At 48.3% G+C, this 26055-nt stretch carries 23 protein-coding genes and 1 pseudogene; 22 read left to right on the top strand and 2 right to left on the bottom strand.

What is annotated here, in order from left to right; all coding sequences use genetic code 11:
* Positions 1 to 9 precede the first annotated feature (9 nt).
* From FO446_RS13855 to FO446_RS13920, 14 genes and pseudogenes are all read left to right on the top strand, one after another.
* Positions 10 to 1587 (top strand): glutathione ABC transporter substrate-binding protein, encoded by a 1578-nt coding sequence (locus tag FO446_RS13855; protein WP_221867040.1) that lies wholly within the window; start codon positions 10 to 12, stop codon positions 1585 to 1587.
* A 95-nt stretch (positions 1588 to 1682) separates the two neighbouring features.
* Positions 1683 to 2585, top strand: coding sequence for a M15 family metallopeptidase (locus FO446_RS13860; RefSeq protein ID WP_173609340.1), 903 nt, complete (start codon positions 1683 to 1685; stop codon positions 2583 to 2585).
* A gap of 79 nt (positions 2586 to 2664) precedes the next feature.
* Positions 2665 to 3312, top strand: a complete 648-nt coding sequence (locus tag FO446_RS13865) for a TetR/AcrR family transcriptional regulator (RefSeq protein ID WP_007726477.1) — start codon at positions 2665 to 2667, stop codon at positions 3310 to 3312.
* A 208-nt stretch (positions 3313 to 3520) separates the two neighbouring features.
* Complete coding sequence (gene accB / locus FO446_RS13870; protein ID WP_237900902.1) at positions 3521 to 4036, top strand: acetyl-CoA carboxylase biotin carboxyl carrier protein; 516 nt, start codon at positions 3521 to 3523, stop codon at positions 4034 to 4036.
* A gap of 31 nt (positions 4037 to 4067) precedes the next feature.
* Positions 4068 to 6191, top strand: a complete 2124-nt coding sequence (locus tag FO446_RS13875) for a methylmalonyl-CoA mutase family protein (protein WP_237900904.1) — start codon at positions 4068 to 4070, stop codon at positions 6189 to 6191.
* Positions 6191 to 8362 carry a methylmalonyl-CoA mutase gene (gene scpA / locus FO446_RS13880; RefSeq protein WP_173609337.1) on the top strand — a complete coding sequence of 724 codons (2172 nt, stop codon included), beginning with the start codon at positions 6191 to 6193 and terminating at the stop codon, positions 8360 to 8362. The genes FO446_RS13875 and scpA overlap by 1 nt, the downstream gene beginning before the upstream one ends.
* Positions 8359 to 9411 carry a methylmalonyl Co-A mutase-associated GTPase MeaB gene (gene meaB, locus FO446_RS13885; RefSeq protein WP_173609336.1) on the top strand — a complete coding sequence of 351 codons (1053 nt, stop codon included), beginning with the start codon at positions 8359 to 8361 and terminating at the stop codon, positions 9409 to 9411. Before scpA ends, meaB begins: the two co-directional genes overlap by 4 nt.
* Before the next feature lie 4 nt (positions 9412 to 9415).
* A complete protein-coding gene (locus tag FO446_RS13890; RefSeq protein WP_237900906.1) occupies positions 9416 to 10981 on the top strand; it encodes an acyl-CoA carboxylase subunit beta in 1566 nt (521 codons plus the stop codon).
* A 148-nt stretch (positions 10982 to 11129) separates the two neighbouring features.
* Positions 11130 to 11582, top strand: a complete 453-nt coding sequence (locus FO446_RS13895) for an acetyl-CoA carboxylase biotin carboxyl carrier protein (RefSeq protein WP_221867036.1) — start codon at positions 11130 to 11132, stop codon at positions 11580 to 11582.
* A 14-nt stretch (positions 11583 to 11596) separates the two neighbouring features.
* Positions 11597 to 12943 carry an acetyl-CoA carboxylase biotin carboxylase subunit gene (gene accC, locus FO446_RS13900; RefSeq protein ID WP_237900908.1) on the top strand — a complete coding sequence of 449 codons (1347 nt, stop codon included), beginning with the start codon at positions 11597 to 11599 and terminating at the stop codon, positions 12941 to 12943.
* A gap of 101 nt (positions 12944 to 13044) precedes the next feature.
* On the top strand, positions 13045 to 13830 hold the full coding sequence (locus tag FO446_RS13905; protein ID WP_221867035.1) for a TrmB family transcriptional regulator: 786 nt from the start codon (positions 13045 to 13047) through the stop codon (positions 13828 to 13830).
* Positions 13831 to 14164: 334 nt separating this feature from the next.
* Positions 14165 to 14302 carry a hypothetical protein gene (locus FO446_RS13910; RefSeq protein ID WP_157448618.1) on the top strand — a complete coding sequence of 46 codons (138 nt, stop codon included), beginning with the start codon at positions 14165 to 14167 and terminating at the stop codon, positions 14300 to 14302.
* A 118-nt stretch (positions 14303 to 14420) separates the two neighbouring features.
* Positions 14421 to 15056, top strand: coding sequence for an SMI1/KNR4 family protein (locus FO446_RS13915; protein WP_221867034.1), 636 nt, complete (start codon positions 14421 to 14423; stop codon positions 15054 to 15056).
* Positions 15057 to 15062: 6 nt separating this feature from the next.
* A pseudogene (locus FO446_RS13920) lies at positions 15063 to 15345 on the top strand (DMT family transporter); the annotation flags it as partial.
* Positions 15346 to 15610: 265 nt separating this feature from the next.
* On the opposite strand, the gene FO446_RS13925 reads toward FO446_RS13920, so the two are convergent.
* A complete protein-coding gene (locus FO446_RS13925) occupies positions 15611 to 16429 on the bottom strand; it encodes an alpha/beta fold hydrolase (RefSeq protein ID WP_237900909.1) in 819 nt (272 codons plus the stop codon).
* 114 nt (positions 16430 to 16543) lie between these two features.
* Between FO446_RS13925 and FO446_RS13930 the strand changes: the two genes are divergently transcribed.
* The 4 genes from FO446_RS13930 to FO446_RS13945 all read left to right on the top strand — a co-directional run bounded on the left by FO446_RS13930 (position 16544) and on the right by FO446_RS13945 (position 19871).
* On the top strand, positions 16544 to 17488 hold the full coding sequence (locus tag FO446_RS13930; RefSeq protein WP_237900911.1) for a helix-turn-helix transcriptional regulator: 945 nt from the start codon (positions 16544 to 16546) through the stop codon (positions 17486 to 17488).
* A 73-nt stretch (positions 17489 to 17561) separates the two neighbouring features.
* Entirely contained in the window at positions 17562 to 18260 is a 699-nt protein-coding gene (locus tag FO446_RS13935; RefSeq protein ID WP_173609328.1) for a DUF4274 domain-containing protein, read from the top strand.
* A gap of 17 nt (positions 18261 to 18277) precedes the next feature.
* Positions 18278 to 18652: a hypothetical protein gene (locus FO446_RS13940; RefSeq protein WP_173609327.1), complete on the top strand. Its 375-nt coding sequence runs from the start codon at positions 18278 to 18280 to the stop codon at positions 18650 to 18652.
* 22 nt (positions 18653 to 18674) lie between these two features.
* Positions 18675 to 19871, top strand: coding sequence for an MFS transporter (locus tag FO446_RS13945; protein ID WP_221867030.1), 1197 nt, complete (start codon positions 18675 to 18677; stop codon positions 19869 to 19871).
* A 13-nt stretch (positions 19872 to 19884) separates the two neighbouring features.
* On the opposite strand, the gene FO446_RS13950 is transcribed toward FO446_RS13945, so the two are convergent.
* Entirely contained in the window at positions 19885 to 20484 is a 600-nt protein-coding gene (locus FO446_RS13950) for a TetR/AcrR family transcriptional regulator (protein WP_173609325.1), read from the bottom strand.
* Between the two features lie 180 nt (positions 20485 to 20664).
* On the opposite strand from FO446_RS13950, the gene cyoE reads away from it, so the two are divergent.
* The 4 genes from cyoE to FO446_RS13970 all read left to right on the top strand — a co-directional run bounded on the left by cyoE (position 20665) and on the right by FO446_RS13970 (position 26051).
* Positions 20665 to 21582 (top strand): heme o synthase, encoded by a 918-nt coding sequence (gene cyoE / locus FO446_RS13955; RefSeq protein WP_173609324.1) that lies wholly within the window; start codon positions 20665 to 20667, stop codon positions 21580 to 21582.
* 180 nt (positions 21583 to 21762) lie between these two features.
* On the top strand, positions 21763 to 22020 hold the full coding sequence (locus FO446_RS13960; protein ID WP_221867029.1) for a heterocycloanthracin/sonorensin family bacteriocin: 258 nt from the start codon (positions 21763 to 21765) through the stop codon (positions 22018 to 22020).
* Positions 22021 to 22171: 151 nt separating this feature from the next.
* On the top strand, positions 22172 to 24121 hold the full coding sequence (locus tag FO446_RS13965) for a putative thiazole-containing bacteriocin maturation protein (RefSeq protein ID WP_237900913.1): 1950 nt from the start codon (positions 22172 to 22174) through the stop codon (positions 24119 to 24121).
* Entirely contained in the window at positions 24111 to 26051 is a 1941-nt protein-coding gene (locus FO446_RS13970; protein WP_237900914.1) for a TOMM precursor leader peptide-binding protein, read from the top strand. The genes FO446_RS13965 and FO446_RS13970 overlap by 11 nt, the downstream gene beginning before the upstream one ends.
* Positions 26052 to 26055 lie beyond the last annotated feature (4 nt).

Consider the following 26055-nt stretch of genomic DNA (forward strand, 5'->3'; position numbering starts at 1 on the left):
GAGGGTCCAATGAACACACAGACATTCTTACACAGAAGAATTGGACTGTTACTCGCAGCAATCATGGTTATGGCAGGCTGTTCTTTCGGTCAGGAGTCGCCTCACAACAATCAAATCGTACCGACACCCCAAAATGTTGTCGAGGGTGGGACGTTAATCATTGCACGAATGTCAGATGCGGCAAATCTCGATCCTCATTTTATTTTGACAATCAATGAGGCGAGTGTCGTCCAAGGAAAAGTGTATGAAGGGCTCGTCAAACGAGATCGGAACATGAACATTCAGCCACAGCTGGCAACGGCATGGGAACAAATCGACGATCTTACTTGGGAGTTTACTCTCCGACAAGGCGTTGTTTTTCACGATGGGACACCCTTTCATGCAGAGGCAGTCAAGAAAACATTTGATCGCGTATTAGACCCGGCGGTGGCTTCTCCCCGAGCAGCCATGTTCGATAAAATAAAGCAGGTAAGAGTCATCAATCCGTACAAAGTGCAATTTATTCTTCACAAGCCATTTGCGCCATTGCTTTCTATTTTGGCCAGTCACGAGGGGAGCATCATTAGCCCTACGGCAATCGATAAATACGGGCGGGAATTATCGCAGCACCCGGTTGGTACTGGCCCTTATCGGTTCCAATCATGGGAGCATGGCAGTCAAATCACGTTGAGCAAAAACCAGTCCTACTGGGGCGAGGCAGCCACGCTTGATCATGTCATTTTCAAGGTTGTTCCCGATGATGCGGCTCGCATTGCGATGGTCGAGAATGGAGAAGCACATGTGGCAGAGTCGATCCCTGTCATGGAGCTGGATCGAATTCAAGCATCCAACCAGATGCGTGTCTACCGCAGTGATGCGCTTGGGACGGAGTTTATCGGGTTTAATGTATCACGGCCACCACTGAATGATCTCCGTGTGAGGAAAGCCATCAGTATGGCGATCGAGACGGGAGCGATCATTAAAGGGGTGTATAACAATGTGGGAACAAAGGCGAATTCACCGATTGGACCGCATGTGTTCGGTTACAGTCCAACTGTGAAAAGCTACCCGTACGACATCAACCAAGCGCGTCGGTTGCTCGCAGAGGCGGGCTATCCAAATGGTTTTCCCATTCAAATGATTACCTACAACAGACGGGATCGAATTTTGGTTGCCCAAGTGATACGGTCGCAGTTAAAAGGAATCGGCATCGACGCGGAGCTAAAAGTCGTCAGCTACGATGAATTTGTCCGAACGATTGAGCAAACGAAGGGTCATGAGATTTTTGTCAGTGGCTGGGCAAATGCAACCGGAGATGCCGACTATAATCAGTACAATTTGTTCCATACATCAGGCGGTGGGGCAGGCAACAGCTTTCAATACAGCAATCCCGGGCTGGATCGTCTCATCGAGGCTGGTCGTAGCGAAACAGATCCTGGAAAAAGACTCGCTATCTACGCAAAAGCACAAGAAGTGGAGCTGCAAGATGCTTTGGTTGTTCCGATTCGCAATTTGGAGAATTTGGCTGTGATTAGCAACCATATTCAGGGCTTCTCCATCAGTCCGGCAGGTTATCTGAATCTCGATCAGGTCGTGATTTCTCAATAAAACATGTAACGAAAAGCCGGTCAATTATGTCATAATAGGTACGTACTTTTTTACCTACATAATTGGATCAGCTCCCAAACGAAAGGAACGTTACAATGAGAAGTTTTCGACACCGACTTTTGCATCCGCTTGTACTCGTAACGGCATTGACATTTGTATTGTCTGGATGCAGCAGTAGTGCTGCTCCACAAGAACCACAGACACCACCATCCGTGGAGACGCCAACTCCTCCAAAGAAAGAAGAAGCGAAGCCAAAGGAGGAGACAACGCCTCTACCTGCTGAAACACCAAAGCAAGAACAACCGGAGCAACCCCAGAAGGCGAAGCCAACGGAGACGAAACCGGCAGAAAAGCCACCAGCGGGTCAGCCGCCTGAGCTATCGTTCCCGGACATCGAGGTTGTTGGTGAGCCTGAGAGTGTTGCTGTGCTGGTGAACAAACAACGCAAGCTTCCGGAAAATTATCAGCCAAATGATTTAGTGTTTCCAAACGTTCCTTACCTACTCCCTGAAAAGAGCGAGAAACGCAAAATGCGCAAAGAAGCAGCGGGTGCGCTTGAGCAGTTATTTGCGGCAGCCCAGGCTGACGGTGTCCAATTGGCTGGCGTATCAGCCTATCGCTCCCACGCCTACCAGAAAGCGCTGTTTAATCGCTATGTAAAAAAAGACGGCGTAGAGAAGGCACGGACTTACAGTGCCGTTCCTGGGACGAGTGAGCATGAGACAGGACTCGCGATTGACGTCTCTGGGAAGGATGGAAAATGTGCTGCAACGAGCTGCTTTGCCGGAACCAAGGAAGCAAAGTGGCTGGATGAAAACGTCGAGAAGTTTGGATTTATCATTCGCTACCCAGAGGGAAAAGACGCGATTACGGGCTATATTTATGAGCCATGGCATTTGCGGTATGTAGGTACCGAGATTGCGCAAGAAATCGGAGAAAAAGGGATTACGCTTGAAGAGTATTCAGGTGCGGTGCCTGTTTCCACACCAACGAATTAAAGAAACAACGCCGATCGCTCACCGAAGAGATCGGCGTTTTTGCTAGGTAGTTATGCTATAATGTTCACGGGTGAAGATAATGGTCGAAAAATCAATCAGAGAACGTATTATTGAAACATCCATGCGCTTGTTTGAAGCAAATGGCTACCACAAAGTGACTGTGGATCAAATTGTGAAAGAAAGCGGCACGTCAAAGGGAGGATTTTATCACAACTTCAAATCAAAAGATGAACTCCTCTACATCATTCATGATCAATTTATTACGTATGTGCTGGAGAAAGCAGAGGAAGCTTACGAGAAGTGGGATACCCCGACAGAAAGACTACAAGCCATCGTAAAATCCTTCGTTATGATGATTGATCTGTATCGCTCTCAGGTTACGATTTTTTATCAGGAAAGCTTGTTTTTAGCTCCGGAGTACTACACGGATATTGAAACGAAACGGGATCGTTATAAAAAAATTATGTTCACCGTCATTTCGGACGGGATCGAATCGGGTGAGTTCCGTCCCGAGCTGCCTGTGCCGATTGTGTCCATGGCTATTTTTGGCATGGTGAACTGGATTTACAAATGGTATCAAAAGTCAGGGACGTACTCGATCGAGCAAATCGCGGATATTTATGCAGATATGGTTCTTCATTCCGTTTTGAAATCAGAATCGATGGAAAACCCGGCCTTTCAACGTTTTTTCCTGCAATCACAAGAAAATCCCTTCAAGCCATTGTAGGGATGCTAACAAGGATCATGCGGCTACACTCAAGCTTTTCGATAGGAGACAGGGGCATAGTCGCTTGATGGTCCCTTATAAAATCCTTCGATCAGACCAACTAGTTGGTCTGTACTAGTATTCTGACATTTGTTATAATATCAAAAAGACCAACTAGTCGGTTCGTGAAATTATGCCAGTCAGATTCGGAAATAGGGGAGGAATAGTCGTGCTTACCATTTACGAATTACGAGAACTTGTGAAGCTATTGGAGCAGACGGACATAGAATCTTTTGAGGTAAATGACGAGGATTCTTCTTTGCGTATCAAACGAAGAAATGGGAACCAAGTCACAGCTGTACATCAGCCCCCCGTACAAACGAAAAGCGCGCCAATCGTGACGGCGGCACCCGCTGTTCTTTTGCCTAAAAAAGAAACGATTGAGCGCCCGGTCGCAACAGTACATGTGGAAGCTCCCCAGAAATCGGCGGAAGTGACGGAAAACTTGCATAAAATCACTTCACCTATGGTCGGAACCTTCTATGCAGCACCAGCCGTTGACGCAGCACCATATGTATCCGTAAATGATTGGGTAGAGCCAACTACCATTGTCTGTATTGTCGAGGCCATGAAGCTGTTTAACGAGATTGAAGCAGAAGTAAAAGGAGAGATTGTCCAAGTCTTGGTGGAAAACGGTCAGTTGGTCGAGCACGGACAGCCGTTATTCCTGGTGAAGCAGGCGTAATGGAGCAGCTTTTAAGGGGAGGACTGGAAGAGTGAGCAAACATACATGGTTCAAGGAATTCTCTGTTCCCACTTACGAGCAATGGCGGGAAGCGGCAGAGAAATCGCTAAAGGGTGCATCTTTTGATGCCAAGCTACTGACGCATTCGTACGAGGGAATTGTTCGCCAGCCAATCTATCGGTACGAAGATGTCAAAACATTGCCGCATCTGGAAGCGCTACCAGGAGAGGCGCCTTTTCATAGAGGGAATCAGCGGCCTGGCGGGCAAAAGGAACAGAAATGGGAAGTCTGTCAGGAAATCAACGCAACGAGTGCCAAGGCATTTAATCAGGCAGCCGTAGAAGACTTGGCGCGCGGACAAACGATGCTGCATCTGATAGTGGATCATGCGACATTGGCTGGACTTGACCCTGACGAAGCATTGCCGGATACGATTGGTCACAAAGGCGTATCTGTTTTTTGCCGAGAGGATATCGAACAGGCATTTGAAGGGGTGAAGCTTTCAGAGATCCCTCTTTACGTGAACACGGGGGCGCTTGGCTTGCCTATACTTTCACTCCTTTTGGCACATGTTGAAGCGACAGGCCAACAAGTCACCGAGCTTCGCGGATGCATCGGGCAAGATCCTGTAGCGGTTCTGCTAACAGAGGGCAAGCTCCCTTGTTCCTTGCAGATAGCTTATAACGCTATGGCAAGCATGACAAAATGGGCAAAAGATCATGCGCCCGCGCTGAAAACGATCCTGGTTCAAAGTAATCCTTATCAGGACGGCGGCGGAAATGCAGTAACCGAACTGGCTTTTTCACTGGCCACAGGTGTCGACTATTTGCAAGCGATGCTTGAACGGAGGCTTTCCATAGAGGATATCGCAGCACGGATGCAGTTCTCATTCTCGATTGGTTCTGATGTCTTCATGGAAATCGCGAAGCTGCGTGCGGCAAGAATGCTCTGGTCAAACATCGTGGCGGCCTACGGCGGATCAACGGAAGCCCAAAAGATGACGATTCACGCCAGAACCTCGGCCTGGACGAAGACAATCTACGATCCGTATGTCAATATGCTTCGCTCCACGACAGAAGCGTTTTCAGCCGTCATTGGCGGAGCAGACAGTCTGCATGTATCCGCATTTGACGAAGCGATCCGCCCCGCCAATGAGTTTTCGAGAAGAATCGCCAGAAATACGCAAATCATTTTGCAAGAAGAAGCACATTTGGCAAAAGTGATCGACCCTGCGGGAGGTTCTTGGTACGTAGAATGGCTCACAGATGCATTAGCGAAAAAAGCATGGGAGCTGTTCCAGCAGGTAGAAGCGCAGGGTGGCATGCTGAGCGCCTTAGAAGCAGGCTTCCCACAAGGCTTGATCTCCCAGATCGCGGATCAAAAAGCAGTGAGCATCGATACGCGTAAAAAACGTTTGGTTGGAACCAATATGTATGCCAATACGGCTGAGCAGCCACTCAAGGCCGAGAGTCTTCCGAGCATTTACGAAGAGCGAGCAGAGAAAGCACGATCCCTTCGGCAGAAACAGGACACGACTCTTCTTTCAGCAGAGCTAGATGCGTTGTCAAAACATACCGATGAGCTTGTGGCACAAGCAGTAAAAGCAGTGCTTCATGGAGCGACTGTGGGCGATATCGCCAAAGCCATGAAACGTGAAGATTCAGTGGAGACAACCATTCAGCCACTCCGTATTCACCGGGCATCCGAACGCTTTGAAGCCTTGCGGATGCAAGCGGATGATTTCTTGAAAACAACAGGCAAAAGACCGACCGTGTTCTTGGCGACGATGGGGCCAGTGGCAAAGCATAAGGCCCGGGCAGACTTTGCAGCAGAATTTTTTGCAGTTGGCGGCTTTGACGTTTTGCGCAAGCAAGCATTCTCTACCACTGAAGAGGCGGCCGAAGCTGCGGTGGCATCCGGTGCGATGATCTTGGTCGTTTGTTCAGACGATGCGAGTTATCCGGAGCAGGTTCCACCGTTGGCTCATGCAATCAAGCAACGTGTACCTCAGATGACGGTTCTGTTGGCAGGCTTGCCTGATGCGGAGCAGCTGGCTACTTATAAGGCGGCCGGTGTAGATGATTGCATCCACATGCGTTCCAATTGCTACGAGATGCTGAGAGAACTTCAGGAGCGGATAGGAGTGAGCTCATAATGAAGCGACCTGATTTTTCAAAAATGGCTTATCAGTCCAAACGAGATGTGTCTGATTTGTTTCCCCAACTGGGTTCAAACTCACAAGGAATGGAGCAAATGTGGCACACGCTTGAGCAGATCCCTGTAAAACCTCTGTACACAATGGAAGATGTGGAGGGCATGGATCACCTCGGCTACATGCCTGGTTTGCCACCATATACGCGCGGTCCGTATCCGACGATGTACGTGACTCAGCCATGGACGGTTCGCCAATATGCCGGCTTTTCTACGGCGGAAGAGAGTAACGCTTTTTATCGACGGAATTTGGCTGCTGGACAAAAAGGGCTGTCGATTGCCTTTGACCTTGCTACACATCGCGGCTATGACTCCGATCATCCCCGGGTAGTTGGTGATGTCGGGAAAGCGGGCGTGGCAGTTGACTCCATTCTCGATATGAAAATCTTGTTCGACGGCATCCCCCTCGATAAAATGTCCGTCTCCATGACGATGAACGGCGCGGTTTTGCCCATTATGGCGTTTTATATTGTGGCAGCTGAAGAGCAAGGGGTATCGCAGGCGGAGCTTACCGGAACGATCCAAAATGACATTTTGAAGGAATACATGGTTCGGAATACTTACATTTATCCGCCAGAAGCGTCGATGAAGATCATTTCCGATATTTTTGCCTACACCTCCAAGCACATGCCCAAATTCAACAGCATCAGTATTTCAGGCTACCACCTGCAAGAAGCGGGTGCGACCGCGGATATTGAATTGGCTTACACACTGGCAGATGGCTTGGAATACGTTCGCACGGGACTTGCAGCAGGCATTGACATCGATGCGTTTGCGCCGCGGCTGTCGTTTTTCTGGGCGATTGGCATGAACTACTTCATGGAAGTGGCGAAAATGCGTGCAGGCCGCCTGATTTGGGCCAATCTGATCAAACAGTTCCATCCGAAAAACGAAAAATCGATGGCACTGCGGACACACTCACAAACGTCCGGATGGAGTTTGACGGAGCAGGACCCGTATAACAACGTAGTGCGGACGTGCATCGAGGCCATGGCAGCGGCTCTGGGGCATACCCAATCTCTGCACACGAACGCTTTGGATGAAGCGATTGCGTTGCCGACAGACTTTTCGGCCCGGATCGCGCGAAATACGCAGTTGTTTTTGCAGGACGAAACAGAGATAACCAAGGTCGTCGATCCGTGGGCAGGCTCCTATTACGTCGAGTCCTTGACAGCCCAGCTCGTGGAAAAAGCGTGGGCGCACATCGAAGAAATCGAAGCACTTGGTGGTATGGCGAAAGCAATTGAGACGGGATTGCCGAAAATGAAGATCGAGGAAGCGGCTGCACGCCGTCAGGCACATATCGATTCGGCGAAGGAAGCCATAATTGGCGTGAACAAATACCGTCTGGACAAAGAAGATCCGCTGGAAATTCTCGAAGTCGACAATACAGCGGTTCGAGAAGCGCAAATCAGACGTTTGCAGGAGCTGCGCAGTAACCGTGACGAGGCGAGAGTGCAAGCAACACTACAGGCCATCACGGAATGCGCGAAAACGGGCGAAGGCAATCTGTTGGAGCTGGCCATTGAAGCGGCGCGAGCAAGAGCTTCTTTGGGCGAAATATCGGATGCCTATGAAAAGGTCGTCGGGAGACACAAGGCGGTCATTCGCTCCATCAGCGGCGTCTACAGTTCCGAATACGCTGATGCCGAAGAGGTAGCGGCTGTGCGCAAGATGGCAGATGAATTCGAGCAGTGGGAAGGCAGACGTCCCCGCATTATGATCGCGAAAATGGGTCAGGACGGACATGACAGGGGCGCGAAAGTGATTGCCACCGCTTTTGCCGATTTGGGCTTTGACGTCGATATCGGTCCGTTGTTCCAGACACCTGAGGAAACAGCGAAGCAGGCGATAGAAAATGACGTACACGTGATCGGCTTCAGCTCGCTTGCGGCAGGACATAAAACATTGCTGCCACAACTGGTGGAGGAGCTCAAAAAGCTGGGACGCGAAGATATTGTCGTCGTTATAGGTGGTGTGATACCAGCGCAGGATTACGCCTTTTTGCGAGAGCATGGTGCCGCAGCTATCTTCGGACCGGGAACAGTCATTCCTGTTGCAGCTCAGCATGTTCTGCAAGAGGTAGTGTATCGCTTGGAGGCTGCAGGACAATGACCGGGGGCAAGGCTGACAAGAATTTCTTGAACGTTTCCTCCAAGGCACGCCTCCCACGCTTATCCGTGGACCAATACGTCACGGGCGTACGAGAGAATAACCGATCGGTTTTGGCACAGGCAATTACACTGGCTGAGAGCAATGCTCCCGCTCATATGGATATGGCCCAAGAGGTGATCAAGCAGCTGCTTCCTCATACAGGTCGCTCCATACGCATAGGTATATCCGGTGTACCAGGGGCGGGCAAGAGCACGTTCATTGAAGCATTTGGCAGTATGCTCTGCGAAAAAGGTCATCGTGTCGCTGTTTTGGCCGTTGATCCGAGTAGTACGGTTACACGCGGGAGCATTCTCGGCGACAAGACGCGGATGGAGCTCTTGTCACGCAATCCACAGGCGTTCATCCGACCGTCTGCCACGGGCGGCACGCTGGGAGGAGTCAATCGGAAGACGCGGGAAACAATGCTGATCTGTGAGGCAGCAGGCTATGATGTGATTTTGGTCGAAACGGTCGGGGTCGGACAAAGCGAGACGACAGTCAGGTCTATGGTCGATTTCTTTTTACTCTTGATGCTGACAGGGGCGGGCGATGAACTGCAAGGAATTAAAAAAGGCATTATGGAAATTGCGGATGCGCTGCTGATCAATAAAGCCGATGGGGAAAACCGCACGCGTGCCTTGATCGCCAAAGGGGAATACAATCGTGTTCTGCATTACTTGCAGCCGGCAACCACTGGCTGGGAGACGAAGGCATACATGTGTTCTTCGCTGACAGGGGAAGGCATTGAAGATATTTGGAAGGTCATCGGTCAATTTCGTGAAACCACTATCCAATCAGGTGGCTTCGAAGCAAGACGCAAAGCGCAGCTACTCGATTGGATGCACAGTATGGCTGAGGACTACTTGCGCGCGACCTTTTTCGGCAACCAGCAAGTAGCCGAGCTGCTTCCCTCCATTGAAGGAGCCGTTGCGAGTGGCGAGATTTCACCGACGAGCGCCGTACAGCAATTAGTGGCGATCTATGAGAATGCGATCATGAAAAAGGAATAGAGAGATGGTGGCCCATATGAGCAGCAATATGTACGAAAAAATTGATGAATTGATGGAACGCAAATATAAAATCCAGCTTGGCGGCGGAGATGCTCGCATCGATGCCCAGCATAACCGCGGCAAGTTGACCGCACGTGAGCGGATCGAGCTTCTGCTTGACCCAGACACCTTTATGGAGCTGAACCCGTTTGTTGAGCATCGCGCTACGCATTTTGGCCTCGACCAGATGGAGGCACCAGGCGAGGGCGTCGTGACGGGCTACGGAAAAATCAACGGTCGCCCTGTCTATTTGTTCGCGCAGGATTTCACGGTGTTTGGCGGTGCTCTGGGAGAGATGCACGCCATGAAAATCGCCAAGGTAATGGACTTGGCAGCGAAAAACGGCGCTCCCTTTATCGGTCTGAACGATTCCGGCGGCGCACGTATTCAAGAAGGGGTAAGCTCACTGGATGGCTACGGCACGATTTTTTACCGCAATGCCATTTACTCCGGCGTGATTCCGCAAATCTCTGTCATCCTCGGTCCGTGTGCGGGAGGAGCCGTTTACTCGCCAGCGATTACGGATTTCGTGTTCATGGTAGAGAAGACGAGTCAAATGTTCATCACAGGACCAAAAGTGATCGAAACCGTTACAGGTGAAAAAATATCCGCAGAGGACCTAGGCGGAGCCAAAGTCCATTCGACGGTGAGCGGCAATGCCCATTTTACGGCAGAAACCGAACAGGAAGTACTGGAAGGAGTGCGCAGGCTGCTCAGCTTCCTTCCGCAAAACAATCGTGATCGCGCGCCTGTGATAAAAGCAGAGGAGAATAATGGTTGGCAGGAGGAGCTTTTGGAGCTGGTACCTGCTGAAAGCACGAAAGTATACGATGTGCGCAAGGTCATCGAAAAAATCGTGGATCACGGTGATTTCATGGAAGTACAGCCAAACTTTGCCCGCAATATCGTGGTCGGTCTGGCGCGTATCGATGGACACAGTGTCGGCATTATCGCGAACCAGCCGAAGGTCATGGCAGGTGGGCTGGACATTCATTCATCGGATAAGCTGGCACGGTTCATCCGGTTCTGCGACTGCTTCAACATTCCACTGCTGACCTTTGAAGATGTCTCTGGCTTTTTCCCGGGAATCAATCAGGAGCATGGAGGGATTATCCGTCACGGGGCGAAAATCTTGTATGCATACTCAGAAGCAACGGTTCCCAAAATCACCGTGATTCTGCGCAAAGCTTACGGAGGCGCTTATGTGGCGCTCAACTCCAAATCGATTGGGGCAGATGTCGTGTATGCATGGCCGAATGCAGAGATTGCCGTCATGGGTCCCGAGGGGGCAGCCAACGTCATTTTTGCAAAGGAAATCGAACAAAGTGAGGACCCAGCAGCGACTCGCGCAGAGAAAATAGCCCTCTATCGTGAAAAGTTCGCCAATCCATATGTCGCGGCAAGTCTCGGGATGGTGGACGACGTCATCGATCCGCGTGAAACCCGCCAAAAAGTCGCGCAAGCCCTGGAAATGCTAAGAAACAAGCAGGAAGACCGTCCGTACAAAAAGCACGGCAATATCCCATTGTAAAAAAACTATTTTCGAGGTCTTTTCATGGATGAGCGACCGCGTTTTAGCGGAAAGTTTTTATCCGCTCCAGAAAGCTTAAGCAAAGTCGCTTTGACATGTTGTACTTAAGCTTTCTTACACGAAAAAAGAAAGGAGCTCTGATCGTGCTATGAAGCTGCATGAACTGCGTGAATTCATCAAGCTGGTGAATCAGTCTTCCATTGAGGAGTTGGAATGGGAGAAGGGGAAGACCCGCATCGTGATCAAGAAAAGCGCACCAGTCGAAGTCGTGGCTGTCAATACACCTGTACAGGTGGGCGAAGTGGAGCATGGCTATCAGGAGGCAGCCGCCACTGCTGAGTCTGTCAATGTTGTTACTGAGGCACCTGAGGAAGAAGTGACACAACAAGTCATGTCGCCGGGAGTAGGACTGTTCTATGCGGAAGTGACAGTAGGGCAGACCGTTCAAGCAGGCGAAAAGGTTGGACGCTGCACGGCCGATGCTCTTCAGCTATCTGCGGATATTACGACCCCCGTTAGCGGAATCATCACGGAAATTCTCGTCATGGATGGTCAGTTTGTCGATTATGGAAAAGCTTTGCTTGTTGTCAAAACTCAGTAGGAAGGAGAGGGCCTATGTTTACGAAAGTATTAATTGCCAATCGCGGCGAAATCGCTGTCCGCATTATCCGCGCTTGTCAGGAATTAGGGATACGTACAGTCGCTGTCTTTTCTGAGGCGGACCGGGAAGCATTGCACGTAGAATTGGCGGATGAAGCGTATTGCATCGGACCTACGGCGTCCAAGGACAGCTATTTGAACATGGCACGGATTATGACGGTTGCTCTACACACGAAGGCAGACGCTATCCATCCGGGCTATGGCTTCTTGGCGGAAAACGCTTCGTTTGCCCAGCTTTGCCAAGATTGCTCCATTACCTTTATCGGTCCAGATCCGGAAGCAATCACCAAAATGGGTGACAAAGCCGTAGCAAAAGCAACGATGAGTCAAGCAAATGTTCCATTAGTTCCCGGCACCGACGGCTTGATTGAAGACATCGATGAGGCATTGCAGGTGGCGGAGAAAATCGGCTATCCTGTCATCGTAAAAGCAACGGCTGGAGGCGGCGGAAGAGGCATGCGTGTCGCTTTTGACGCCGAAGAGTTGTCCAAGGCGATTCGGCAAGCCCAGAAAGAAGCGGAGACGGCATTCGGCAACGCCGGTGTGTACTTGGAAAAATATGTAGAAGAGCCGCGGCATGTAGAGATTCAAATCATGGGTGATAAGCATGGCAACGTGGTGTACTTGGGAGAGCGGGATTGCTCCATCCAACGTCGTCACCAAAAGCTGGTAGAAGAAGCACCATCTCCTGCGCTGGACCAAGCTCTCCGCGAGCAAATGGGGCAAGCTGCGGTGGCGGCAGCCAAAGCGGTTTCGTACCACGGAGCAGGTACCGTTGAATTTTTGCTCGACAAGCACGGCCAATTTTACTTCATGGAAATGAATACACGCATTCAGGTAGAGCATCCTGTGACAGAGATGATCACAGGGATCGACTTGATCAAAGAACAAATATCTGTCGCAGCAGGCAATCCGTTATCCTTCTCACAAGAAGACGTGAAAATCAACGGATGGGCAATCGAGTGCAGAATCAACGCGGAGAATCCTGCGAAGAACTTTATGCCATCACCAGGGAAGGTCATCAATTACTTGCCGCCTGGCGGTTACGGTGTACGCGTGGACAGTGCCGTTTATCCTGGCTACGAAATCTCCCCCTTCTATGACTCAATGGTGGCCAAGCTGATCGTTTGGGGAACAGATCGCAACGAAGCATTGGCTCGTATGAAGCGGGCACTAGGTGAGTTTGTCATCGAAGGCGTGCATACGACGGTTCCCTTCCATGAGAAGCTGCTCGAGCATCCTGACTTTGTCGCAGGGAATTTCGCTACGAATTTTCTGGAAAAAAATATGTTGGATTTGTAACGAGCATGAAAGAACTGTGACAGAAATGCCTCTCTGTTACAGTTCTTTTTTCATTTATAGCAGTATTCATTTATACTACTAAAAAGAAAGGAGGTAACACCTTGATTGATGAGCTTCGAAAAATCGGATTGTCAGACCTGGAAGCCAGATGTTATTTGGTGCTTCACGAGGAACCGAAAATATCTGGATATGAAGTGGCCAAGAAAGTTTCCGTCTCTCGGACGAACGTATACGCTGCCCTTCGAGCATTGACGGAAAAGGGCATGTGCCGCATGATCGAATCGGAGCCTGTTCTTTATGATGCGGTACCAATCGAGCAACTGATTCGTTTGTTACAATCGGAATTTGATCAAACAACCCGTGTCCTTCAAGAACAGTTAAAATCCACCCCCAGAACGTCTCCTTCCTTTTATAATTGGCAAGGTGACAAAGCGATTGAAACAGCCATCAAACGTATCGTCTCAAATGCAAACAAAAGCATTGTTGTCGATATTTGGTCTGAAGATGTTCATTGGGTAGAAGAACCGCTGGTAGAAGCAGAAAAACAAGGGGTTGCTGTCACGCTAATATCCATTGGCGAATGCCATGCAAAGCTAAAAAATATTGTCGTACATAAAAGGAGTGCGGAATGGAATCAAGTGCAATCCAGGAAGTTCTCTATTCTTTGCGATGCACATTCGGCATTGCTGGGTAGCTTTGGGCGAGGGATCAAGCCCACTATACTGGAGACCGACCACCCGTCTCTCATTGAGTTACTGCAAAATGCTTTCTACCATGACATCATCATGGGTCAGATCGAGAAGGATTTCGGCCAAGTGCTGGAAGAGAAATATGGGAGTGACTATGTAAGCATTATCACACCTTACAGGGAATACTATAACGGGTGACATTTATTCTCCTCCTATCTTTGCAAAAAAAGAAGACAGTGGCTTCAAGTTCGAGGACGAATCTCGTTGTCCACTGAAAATAATGTATCAGACGCCCATGCCGCTCACGCGTCACCAGCAGACGATGAAAATGGGCGGATTGCGATATAATTACCTTACGGCTGGCGAAGGGAGGTCGGCAGTCAATGGTGCTTCGAGCCCGAGTTTTAGACTGACCTCAACGACCAGGTGCACCACAGATTGTTGCTCCAATGGGGAAGCACGCAGGATAGAATAACCATATGTGGTTGTTGCACCAGACCTTTAATCTTGCTGCCGTAAGGAGTGTTCTTGGATGGACGTCGTATACACCCATGTTTGCGGGCTTGACGTTCACAAAAAGAATATCGTCGCCTGCATCATCACCCCCAAAGGTAAAGAAGTCCGTACGTTTAGCACCATGATTCTACATAATGCCGATGCAGGTAGATAGACTTTTTGTTTGTTTATCTGGGGTATTTTTTCACTTTAGAATTCGGTTACATTTTTTATGAATAGGCTCAGCCTTAAACATATTTATCGGAGGAAAAAGTGTGTGTTAAGGAGGTTCCATGATAGCAGCTATTAAATCAATTTTGCAAAAAATAGATGAAATTAGAGAGAAAAAAATAACGCTACCTCCCCAGCAAAATGCTATATTCTTCAATCCTACGCTCAATGCTGATGAAATTTCTTTATTTGAGGAACAATTGAATGTTAAACTCCCTGATGACTTCAAATGTTTTTTATCCGAAATAGGGAATGGAGGGTTTGGTCCTGGCTATGGACTCATTCCGCTTGGCACGGAAACAATCATAGACCCGAGGATACCCGTAGGAAATCCGGACATCTTTGATACTGAAAAAGATTTCGCGTATGTATCGGCTTGGAACTATGAGCCGTTAAGACACGCAATAGAGAATGGCTCTTCGGATAAAGATAAATTGATGGAATATTACTTTTCGGTCGAACGGATAACTGGCGCTATCCGGGTTTGCGATTGGGGCGGAGGTGGTCTGAGCCTACTCGTTGTAAAAGGTCGTGAATATGGGAAAGTATGGAGTGATTACAGAGGAGATTTTGGCGGTATATTTCCTGAGACACTCTCAGACGAAGATCTTGGTCATCTGTCCTTTTTGCAATGGTATGAGGCATGGTTGGACGAAATCGTTTTGGAAGTATCGTTGGAAAAGCGTCGTTTCTGGTAGTTCACCTCTATTTGGGGAGGTCTGCTATACTTGGGGGTCATTTCTACTGCGTGTGGCTTTTTGTTGTGGAATCGAGGCTTGCAAAAGCTTAACGCTTCCAGTGGCGGATTATTTTTCTTTTTCCAGCCGATAGTTGGTGCTTTTTTAGGTTGGTTATTACTAGACGAACAGATTGGTTTGTCTTTTTGGATGGGTACAGCATTAATTTTTTTTTTGGGTGCTATTAGTCATTCGCGACGATAAAACCCAGAAAGAAACCAAAAAGGTGTTAGCTGAAAAGGAATGCTGACATAAACAGCGACAGTCTAGGATTTTATTCTATGGTCCTAGATTGCCGCTGTTGTTCTTTGGACGGATTAGTCTAAAACTAAATTCGACTGAGGTTGCCAATATATGAGCTTCAAAAACATTATGGGATTAACAACATCAGCCTAAGACTAAATTTTAGCTGTACACTCGTTATCAACCAAAAAGAGAATTAAACACAAAATGCTATCATGTAAATGACAGCCAATCCTTAGAGGGTTGGCTGTTTGCTATGGAGGAGCCTCTATTTATTCTTTCAACTCGTCAAGAAAGCTTCTTACAGCCTGATAATATCCATCAGGGTCAGTAGAATGAATATCATGCCCGCACTCAGCAAAACTTGCAAGCCTTGTGTTTGGCCTTTGGGTAACCATGCGCTCGGCTTGACTTTCATCCAGTACAAAGCTTTTTTTGCCATGAATCAGCAAGATCGGGCAAGAAGACGCCAGCCATTCGTTCCACCATTCCCCGTTAATGTGTCGTTGAGAGATAGGCATGCCTTTTAAATCAGAACGGAATCCCCAGCCTTGTTCATCCTCAAATACGCTTTCCGAAAAATAATCGACTGCCCGAACCCCGGCTTCTTCGAGGGATTTCCTAAGATCGTGTAAAGAAGGGGAGCGATGTGGGAGTTTTTCTGCAAAGGATAAGTCGGCCTTAATTTCTACGCCGATATCTTCCACGATGACTGCGTTCACAAGCTCGGGATAACGGGCAGCAAATTGATAAGCGTTGACGCCTCCTAAAGAATGCCCGACGATCGTAACAGGAGCTCCATCCAACACGGTCTGAACAAAGGCGAGAATGTCGTTGAGATAGCCTTCACGTGAATAATCCGTATCTGGGGCATGCTCGCTCCAACCGTGACCTCGTTGATCCAATCCAATCACGCGCCAATCTGTGAATCTGGAAGCAAACGCTGAAAAAGTTCGTGAATCATTCATATGACCATGCAGCAGGAGCAAAACTCTTTGACTGCCCCCGCCAAAATCGAGGTAAGATAGTTTTACGTTACCTGATTGGAAAAATTTCCTTGTTATCGTCCTGTTTTCTTGTGGCTGAAGCATATAGTAATTCCTCCTTATTTATCATAAGCGTCATGTCCAACTCGACTTCTCCTACACAATAACAGATAATAGTGACAGGAATTGTCATAATAAAAGCATTTGGAGAGTTATGCCATGCCAAAATCAAAAAGACTGCTGGAAATGATGATGACTGTCAACCGGAAGCGCAAGTTTACTGTGAGTGAGCTTGCTAACGAATTTGGCGTTTCAGGGCGAACCATACTCCGGGACCTGCAAGAGCTGAGTGAGTTAGGCGTGCCTTTGTACTCTGAGGTGGGACCGCATGGCGGATATCATGTTTTGAAGGAAAGGATTTTGCCTCCTATTGCATTCTCCGAGGAGGAAGCGGTCGCAATCTTTTTCGCGATCCATGCACTTCGACACCATACCTCTCTGCCATTTGAGACAGAATCCTCCTCGGCGCTGAACAAATTTTATCAGTTCATGCCGCCGGATATTCGCGATCGCATAGATCAGATGAAACGACGTGTTGATTTCGTAACACCGAAGCGGCAAGCAAGCTCCCCACATTTATCGGCGTTACTGGATGCCGCCATCCAACAAAAAGTATTCCTTATCACTTATGAAACACGCGGACAACAATCCAAGCGGGAGATGCAGCCGATTGGAATTTATACAAAAAACGGTTTATGGTACTGCCCGGCATATTGTTATCAACATCAAGATATTCGTGTGTTTCGTTGTGACCGTATCCATTCGGCCGAACAATCGGCATCGAAGCCATTGGATCTTCGAGACATTCACCTGGAAAATCGGCGGATCAAAACAGTGGAGGATCAGGACACGGTCCACTTAATTGCGGAGCTGACGATTGAAGGTGTGCAGGCTTGTGAGGCTGAACTTTGGCTTGCATCCATGCTGCATGTGCGGCAGGATGGAAGTGGTTGGTTGGAAGGAAATGTAGCGCGAAGTGACATCTTGTTTTTTTCAAAGTTCTTGATTGGGTTGGGGAAAGAAGTGACTGTACAGCATTCACCAGAAATAGTGGACGGCATAAAAACGCATTTGGCAGAACTGATGAACATTTATTCGCAATGAGGAGGTAGCCAAGGGGATACATAGCAATAACGGAAAGGGAGTTGTCTAATAGAAGCAGAGGAGAAGAAGTCGGATGGAATGGGCATACGTCAGCAAGACAAAGGATCTTGAGATCGTGCGAGCAGCAGTAGATCAATTAGATATTAACGAACGGGATCAACGCGGGCGAACACCGCTGATGCTTTTTATCACAAACCGAATGCCGCCAGAAGCAATTCAGATGCTATTGGATAAAGGCGCAGAGCTGGAAGCGGAAGATAAGCTGGGCGATACCGCGTTGAAAAAAGCCGTCAAATTCAAGCAGGTCGATGCCGTAAAACGACTGCTGCAACAGGGAGCCGAGCTTGACTCTAAGCATGGCATTTTGGCTACTGCTTGGAATGTGGCTAGGAACGACAAAGCGATTGCAGACCTGCTGCTCGAAACGAAAGGCGCAGTACGTCTAATACTGTCTTCTGAGGAAGAGGAAACGGTGGACGATATTTTATATGAGGAATCTGAGCACAAGCGGTGCAAGAAAATCAGTCTGCTTGATTCATCTGTTCTCCTTCATGCTGTAGTGAATGGCTACAACTGGGATGACGGACCGGAGGCGATGATTGCGGCTTTTGAGAATCCTGCCTGTGCAACGATCACTCTTTTGGATATGTATGAATGGATGGATGCCGACTACTGGCTGGAAATGGACGAGGAGGAAATCGCGGAATCGGAGGAACGAAAACGCTGGAGAATGCTCGCCATCCAATTAAAAGAGAAACTTGCAGATAAATAAGATAGGGGTTGATCATCATGTGTCGATATGGGATGTATGGTCCGTATAAACAAATATACGCCTGTTTCCCTTGCCGAAAAGTGTTCAAGCAAACCTCCAAGTATGAGATGACGGAGGAAGAATGGAACAAGATCAAGCATAGCTGTCCGCAATGTGGTGAGGGAATGAAGGAGATGGGGCATGATTTCAAGGCTCCGAAGCAAACGGATGTGAAGCAGTGGAAAAAGGTTGAAATCCTCTATCAGCATGGGTTTACCTATCATTCTTGTGGCTGTGGTGGTCCAGGCTACCGGCCAGCCCAATTACATGAAGTGAACGAATTTCTTGAAAGGAACAAGCGATTCAAAACAGAGGGAGAGAAATTGCTGAACAGACTCACTGTAAGAATGTAAAACGAGCAGGGGGCGGGGGATCGTGGCAACATTCTTTTTGATCATGATTTACTTGTCGTTTGTCAGCTTGGGCCTTCCCGATTCATTACTGGGGGCAGCTTGGCCGGTCATGCAAGCAGAATATGGGGCGGCATTTGGTATGGCTGGTGTGATTAACATTGTGATTGCGTCTGGAACGATCGTATCTAGCTTGATGAGCGGTGCATTATTAAAACGATTGGGAACAGGACGGATCACGCTGATCAGTTGTTTGATGACGGCAGCAGCCTTGCTCGGATTTTCTTTTGCCCCTTCGATTTTATGGTTGATGGTATTGGCATTGCCGATGGGACTCGGTGCCGGCTCTGTGGATGCTGCCTTGAATCATTATGTCGCCACGCATTATCAAGCGCATCATATGAGCTGGCTGCATTGTTTCTGGGGTGTGGGTGCTACACTTGGCCCTATTATCATGTCTGGATTTATGCGCGATTATGGTTTATGGCGGAATGGATACTTGACTGTTTCGCTCATACAATTTGCGTTAGTCGTGCTTCTAGCGTTTACGCTTCCTTTGTGGAAACGGATGGAAAACATACAGAATCATGCTGCCAAAGAGCCACATGTTCAGCAGTCTCATGGGCTGAGCGAGCAACCTTTACGGATAAAAGGCGTCAAGCTGACTTTGCTAACCTTTCTGTTCTACTGTGGGGCTGAAGCATCTGTAGGATTATGGGGGAGTAGCTTTTTGGTAAATGTAAAAGAGCTACCTGCGGCTGCGGCAGCGGTGTGGGTAGCCATGTATTACGGTGGCATTACTGTGGGGCGATTTATCACGGGCTTTGTTACCTTCAAAGTGAGCAACCGCGTCCTGATTCGCAGTGGACTTCTCATATCATTCGCTGGGGCAGCGCTGTTGATGTTGCCATTACCAATCTTCTGTTCGGTAATCGGTTTTCTGTTGCTCGGGTTAGGCTTCGCTCCGATTTATCCCTGTATGCTGCATGATACCCCAGAACGCTTTGGGAAAGAGCAAACGCAAAAGCTGATGGGCTATCAGATGGCAGTTGCGTACACGGGGGCCACGTTTCTACCTCCGTTGCTAGGTTGGCTTGCTGCACAGACGACCGTTTCGATTTTACCGTTTTTTATAGCCTTCTACATTGCGTTCATGCTATATGGTTCTGAGAGAGTCAATCGAATCATGAAACAACGGACTGTCCAGTCAGAAACAATCTAGCATGAGGCACTCGCTATTTTGTCGATAGCATGTTTTGCAAAGCTTTTCCGTATAAAGACAGGGGCATCTGGTCGCTGTTCATGTAATAAAAGATAGCCATGCCATTTTCTAAAGCAAGAATCGTCCATGCCATTTCATCCGCGGATAGAGTAGAGTCATTTTCTTTTGGCATCAATGTCTGAATGGCTTGGGAAAGATGCTGTACCGACTCGATGATCATGTTCGACCATCGCTTTCGAACAGACTCTTCGCGCATGGCATAAAGCAAAAATTCCAGGTTCAGCATGTTCCATGTACGATTTTGTTGCTGAACGGACATAAAATAGGCGTCCATGGCTTCTATAAAATGCGATAATGATGGCTGGTGATGAATTACGTGATGGATATTCGACACATGTAATTGCATCTGACCTTCCAAAATAGCGAGAAAGAGATCTTCTTTGGACTGAAAATGAGCATAAACAGCTCCTTTGGTAAAGCCAGCATGGTCTGCGATTTTATCAACGGAAGCCCCGTGGAAGCCTAACTGAGCAAAGGTCTCGATAGCTGCGTCAATGAGCAATTGCCGTGTTTCCTGTTTACGCTCTGCTTGGGTTAATCTGCGTCTGTTCATTCGTCCTCCTCCTTCTCTTGACAAGCATACCATATAGAATTAACATTCCATATAGTATTTAAATCCTTATTGGTATGTAAGATGCAAATGGCAGTTTTGTAGGATTTAACCGTCTACTATGTCATGCTATTTTGGAGTACGATAGAGATAGATCATCTAGTAAGAGGGGACAGTGTACGAATGCAGAGGGAAGAAAACGTTGCAACGCGGAATCGGCCTATGTCCAATATTTTGGCGCAAACGGTTAAGACGGGAATTATCAAATCGAATCTGATTCCGATGTTTGCCGGATTAACATTGGCTTTATATACGTATCACTTCAGTCTAATTGACAAGCTGCCAGAAATCTTATTTGCTACAATCGGCTCTATTTTAATCATGGGCGCAGCGGGTGCATTTAATAACGTATATGATCGCGATATCGATTCTGTCATGGAGCGGACGAAGAACAGACCTACGGTAACAGGCGATATATCAACGAAGACCGTTTTATGGCTAGCATCCCTGATGACGATTTTTGGCTTGGTGGCTCTCGTCTTGGCATCACCGTTGGCTGCTATCATGGGTTTTCTCGGACTGTTTTTTTATGTCGTGCCTTATACGATGTGGACCAAAAGAAGAACGGTTTATAACACGGAGGTAGGGAGTATTTCTGGCGCAATGCCCCCGCTCATCGGTTGGGCTGCCATTCACCCGGATATTACGCATCCTGCTATCCTTGGTCTCTTTATCATCATGGTCATTTGGCAAATGCCTCACTTCTATGCGATCGCGATTCGCAAGCATGATGAATACAAGGCGGCTGGGGTTCCAATGTTGCCCGTGGTCAAAGGTGCAAGACGTACCTACATTCAAACCAATGTTTATTTGGTTATTTTAATTGCTAGTAGTTTTCTATTTTGGTCATTAAGCGTTGGTCTTACGTTTATGGCGCTGCTCCTGAATATTTTATGGCTGGTTCTGAGTGTTTTTGGATACCGGAAAATGGATTCACAAAAATGGTCGAAAACGATGTTTATTTATTCGCTGATTCATATGACGGTGCTGTTCTCGACGGTGATTATTTATTCACTGATGGGCATTATCTTCAAACTGTAAATCAGTGATCATCCAAGCTGCCTTCACTTAGAGGGCGGCTTCTTTTTTTGTCTGGGAATCTTGTGGCATAGCTGGATCTTCTCAAGTTAAACCAAAAATGGGCGCATGATCATGGAACGAATACCTAATGTCACTTCATAAATCTAGAGTAGCTCCATGAAGTGGCGGAGGTGAAGATGAATGGATGATTTCAAAAAAGAGCTAAAAAAACTAAAGGCTTCCGAAATAAAATCGGATCACGTACAGCGTTGGGATAAACAAAAAATGAATGAAGCGACGCTTGTTCGTGGCCGATGTGGATGTGGTAGATGCGGTTGTGGCCGCTGCGGGCGTTGTAGTTGTAGTTGTAGTTGCAGTTGTTCCTGCTTCTGCTCCTGTAGCTGTTCCTGCTTCTGCACATGCACCTGCACTTGCTTCTTCCCATGCTTTATCGTATAACGATAAACCGAATGAAGCGCCCTGCCAGGATGACGTTCTTGGCAGGGGTTTTGTTTTTCTAGCTGGCATGTGAGACAACGTGTTCTACATAAAATGACGATGACACATCATGTCGCAAAAGGACTGATCTCGCATAAAAAGGGGGAGGAGAATGGTTAGGCTGAATCCTTCAATGCGCATAAAAGTGAAGCGGGATACGGTTTATCTGCCTGATTCAGATGGGAGTGTATACTTTCGGAACAACATCGGAACATTTCGAATGAAGGGGGATATGATTGATCGATGGGTTGACCAGCTCATGCCGATGTTTAATGGGGAGTACACGCTGGCCCAATTGACTGACGATTTGCCGGAAGAATACCAGCAACAAATATACCAAGTGGCAGACACGCTTTTACAAAATCGATTTCTTCAAGACATCAGTCGAGAGAAGCCACATGAACTATCGCCTGAAATCATGACGGCCTATGCAGAACAGATTGAATTTTTGGACCAGTTTGGCGGATCGGGTGGATATCTATTTCAAAAATATCGAACGGAAAAGGTACTAATCATTGGGGCAGGTTCCTTTCTCCTTTCTGTTGCCCACGCCTTGCTAGAATCAGGCTGCGTTCAATTCCATTACGTCATCACGAACGAAGCTCCTACGAATCGCGGGCGATTAGACGCCATCATCGAGCATGCTCGCAGGAAAGACGCGCAAGTCAAGCTGGAGGAGCTGAAACCAGCGTCGTGGGGCATTGCAGAGTGGTCGGAGGCTATTGAGCCTTTCGCTGCTGTTTTGTACACCTCAGCGCAAGTAAGCAAGGATGAAATGAGCGTCATTCATTCCGCATGCAGAGAGAGGCAGAAAGTATTTGTTCCTGCCGTTTGTCTGATGCAAAAAGGAATAGCTGGACCGCTGATTAATCCCGAATCAGCCGCTTGCCTAGAATCGGCTTGGCGTCGTTTGCACCGACAGACTTTATGTGCGGATCCCGATCAACATCCATTTTCAATGACGGCAGCAGGGATACTGGCGAATATTGCAGTGTTCGAATGGTTTAAACATGTGACTGGTGTCAATGAAGCGCAGAATGAAAACAAGGTGTATGTTCTGAATTTGGAGACATTGGAAGGAAGCTGGGGATCATTCCTGCCCCATCCGATGGTGAATAAAGAGATGTGCCTGGAGATATTGGATAGAAAAGAGCTTGAATCTCGACTAGCCGATAAGACAGAACCAAAGGAAGGACTACAGTCTGTGTTTCAGTCGTGGACCTCATCGGATACAGGAATTTTTCACAACTGGGATGAGGGTGAGCTCACGCAATTACCGCTCACACAGTGTATGGTTACAGCTGTCGATCCTGTCTCAGAAGGCCCGGCGGAGCTGATGTCGCCAGTTATCTGCCCTGGTTATACCCATGAAGAGGCACGTAGAGAAGCGGGGCTTCTTGGGGTAGAAATGTATGTTGGAAGATTGGTGAACCACCTTGCAACCACAGACGCTGCTTTCCGAGCTGTAGGAAATGGCAATATCGGAGTCGGCGCAGGGGAAACGCCAGCAGAAGGACTTAATCGTGCACTTCGACATTGCTTGACGATCATGTATACATCAGAAATGAAAGGGAGACAACCAACAGGACGACCAGTACGCGTTGACACGATTGCTGATGAACCATGCCAATTTTATGTCCGGTCACTTACTACGTTGGGTGAAAAACCAATAATTGCAAAGGGGTATGAGGTGTCCGGATTTCCGGTGTATTGGGTGGGAACGCTCGCGGGTTGGTACGGGAGTATTGGCTTGCAGGAGCGAGATGCATTGCGATCAGCGCTGATGTTTGCCTTGCAACAGGTTCAGACTCCATCCAACCAAGTCTCTAAGTATGTCCTGACAGCGCAATCTGTTGGATTAACGGGTGAAGCCATCGAGCTTGCACTAAACAGCGTTCAGGAAGAATCGGAAAGAGCAGTATGGATACAAGCTCTCGAGGTGCTGGCCCTTCATCACCTTACTCCGCTAGTCATGAATGCCGCGATAGAGCCTTTCCTGGAAGAAGACCTTGGCGGTGTATTCGCCCTGCAGCTTTCGAGGGAGGTGCCCAATGACATCTGATATTCTGCTTATCGGAGACGGAGTACTGGCAGAGCTGGTTTCGGAACGTTTGAGAAAGGACTATCGTGTGTGGCACAGTGAAACCATGGAGTCGGCGACAAGTCGAGCTGATTTGGCTCTCCTGTTACACGATACGTACCATCCTGCCTTGCATTTGCAGGCAGAAAAACATTTTCGGCAAACAAATATCCCATGGCTACGCGGCTTTGTTTCATTCGGGGAGGCCATCGTAGGCCCGTTGGTTCGTCCAGGTCAAACAGGCTGCTCCCAGTGTGCAGATATGCGGCGACTGATGGCGGGACGCGATCGCAAAGAGATGTGGAAGGTACAACACATGCTGAGTGAAAAAGGTGGCATACCCCGTGACCCGTGGGCATCCCGTTCAGGATTGTTACAGGTGGCATACCATGTAAGCGCGGAAGTTGATCGTATAGGAGACGGCAGGCAAGCCCAGTTTTCAGGGCATATCCAGTTCATTGATTTGCAAACATTGACAAGCACGCGCCACTTCTTTTTGCCGAATCCGTTATGTCCGGTATGCAGTCAGTTACCTGAGGATTCCGAAGAGCAGGCGAGGATACGTTTGAAGCCTATCGTAAAACAAAGCCCGGACAGCTATCGGACCAAACCCATTGCCGAGTTGAAACAAGCACTTTCCACCGAATATTTGGATTCCCGTACTGGGTTTTTGAATGGGAAAATGCGTGATCTTGTCTCTGTGTTCGCAGATGTTAGTGTCAATCTGCCGTTATTTTCGCATGACGAGGGTACGGCAGGTAGATCTGTTTCATACGCGGATAGTGAGATAACGGCGATTCTGGAAGGAATGGAAAGATATTGCGGGCTGATGCCGCGTGGCAAGCGGACGATGGTACGCGACTGCTACGCAAACCTTGCACCGAATGCCCTTGACCCGACGACGGCGGGAACCCATTCAGAAGAGCAGTATGCCCTGCCTGATTTTCCGTTTCAGCCGTTTGATCCCAAGCGGGAAATGAACTGGGTATGGGGGTATTCTTTTAAAGAAGAGCGACCCATTCTTGTACCAGAACTCATGGCCTACTATAGTATGGGATTCGGGGAGGGAGTTGTATTTGAGACCTCCAATGGCTGTGCATTAGGTGGCAGTTTGGAGGAGGCGATCTTTTACGGCATCCTCGAAGTGGTGGAGCGAGATGCTTTTTTGTTGACCTGGTATGCCAAATTGCCATTGCCGCGACTCGATCCCGCTACGGTCAATGATCGGGAATTGCTTCTGTTGATCGATCGGATGCAGACCGTTACCAATTACGATTTGTACTTGTTCGATGCGACCATGGAAAATGGAATTCCTGCTGTATGGACGATTGCGAAAAACCGTGGAGTGGAAGGCCTGCACCTTATTTGTGCAGCAGGAGCGCATCCAGACCCTATCCGCGCGGTAAAAAGCTCCATTTTCGAAACGGCTGCCATGCTCATGACCTTGACAGACAAGTACGAAGCAAACCGAGACAAATACTTGCGTATGCTCCATGATTCGTCCTTGGTGAAAAAGATGGACGATCATGCGATGCTTTACAGCTTGCCGGAAGCAGCGGAGCGCTTATCCTTTCTTATAGATGATTCACGTCCGATGGTGTCATTCGCTGAACGCTTTCCTAGAAGAAACCAAAATCGTGATCTAACAGACGATTTGCGGGAGTTGCTCGGTGTGTTCCAAAAGGTAGATCTCGATGTCATTGTGGTGGATCAAACGACACCAGAGGTAGGGCGCCACGGCTTATCTTGCGTGCGTGTATTGATTCCTGGCATGCTTCCGATGACTTTTGGCCATCATCTCACGCGAGTAACGGGATTGAAAAGAGTATTGGAGGTCCCTGTGAAACTGGGTTACGCGAAACAACCACTGCGTGTAGACGAGTTGAATCCTTTTCCGCATCCGTTTCCATAACATG

The sequence above is a fragment of the Brevibacillus brevis genome (genome assembly GCF_022026395.1).
Classification (GTDB): Bacteria; Bacillota; Bacilli; order Brevibacillales; family Brevibacillaceae; genus Brevibacillus.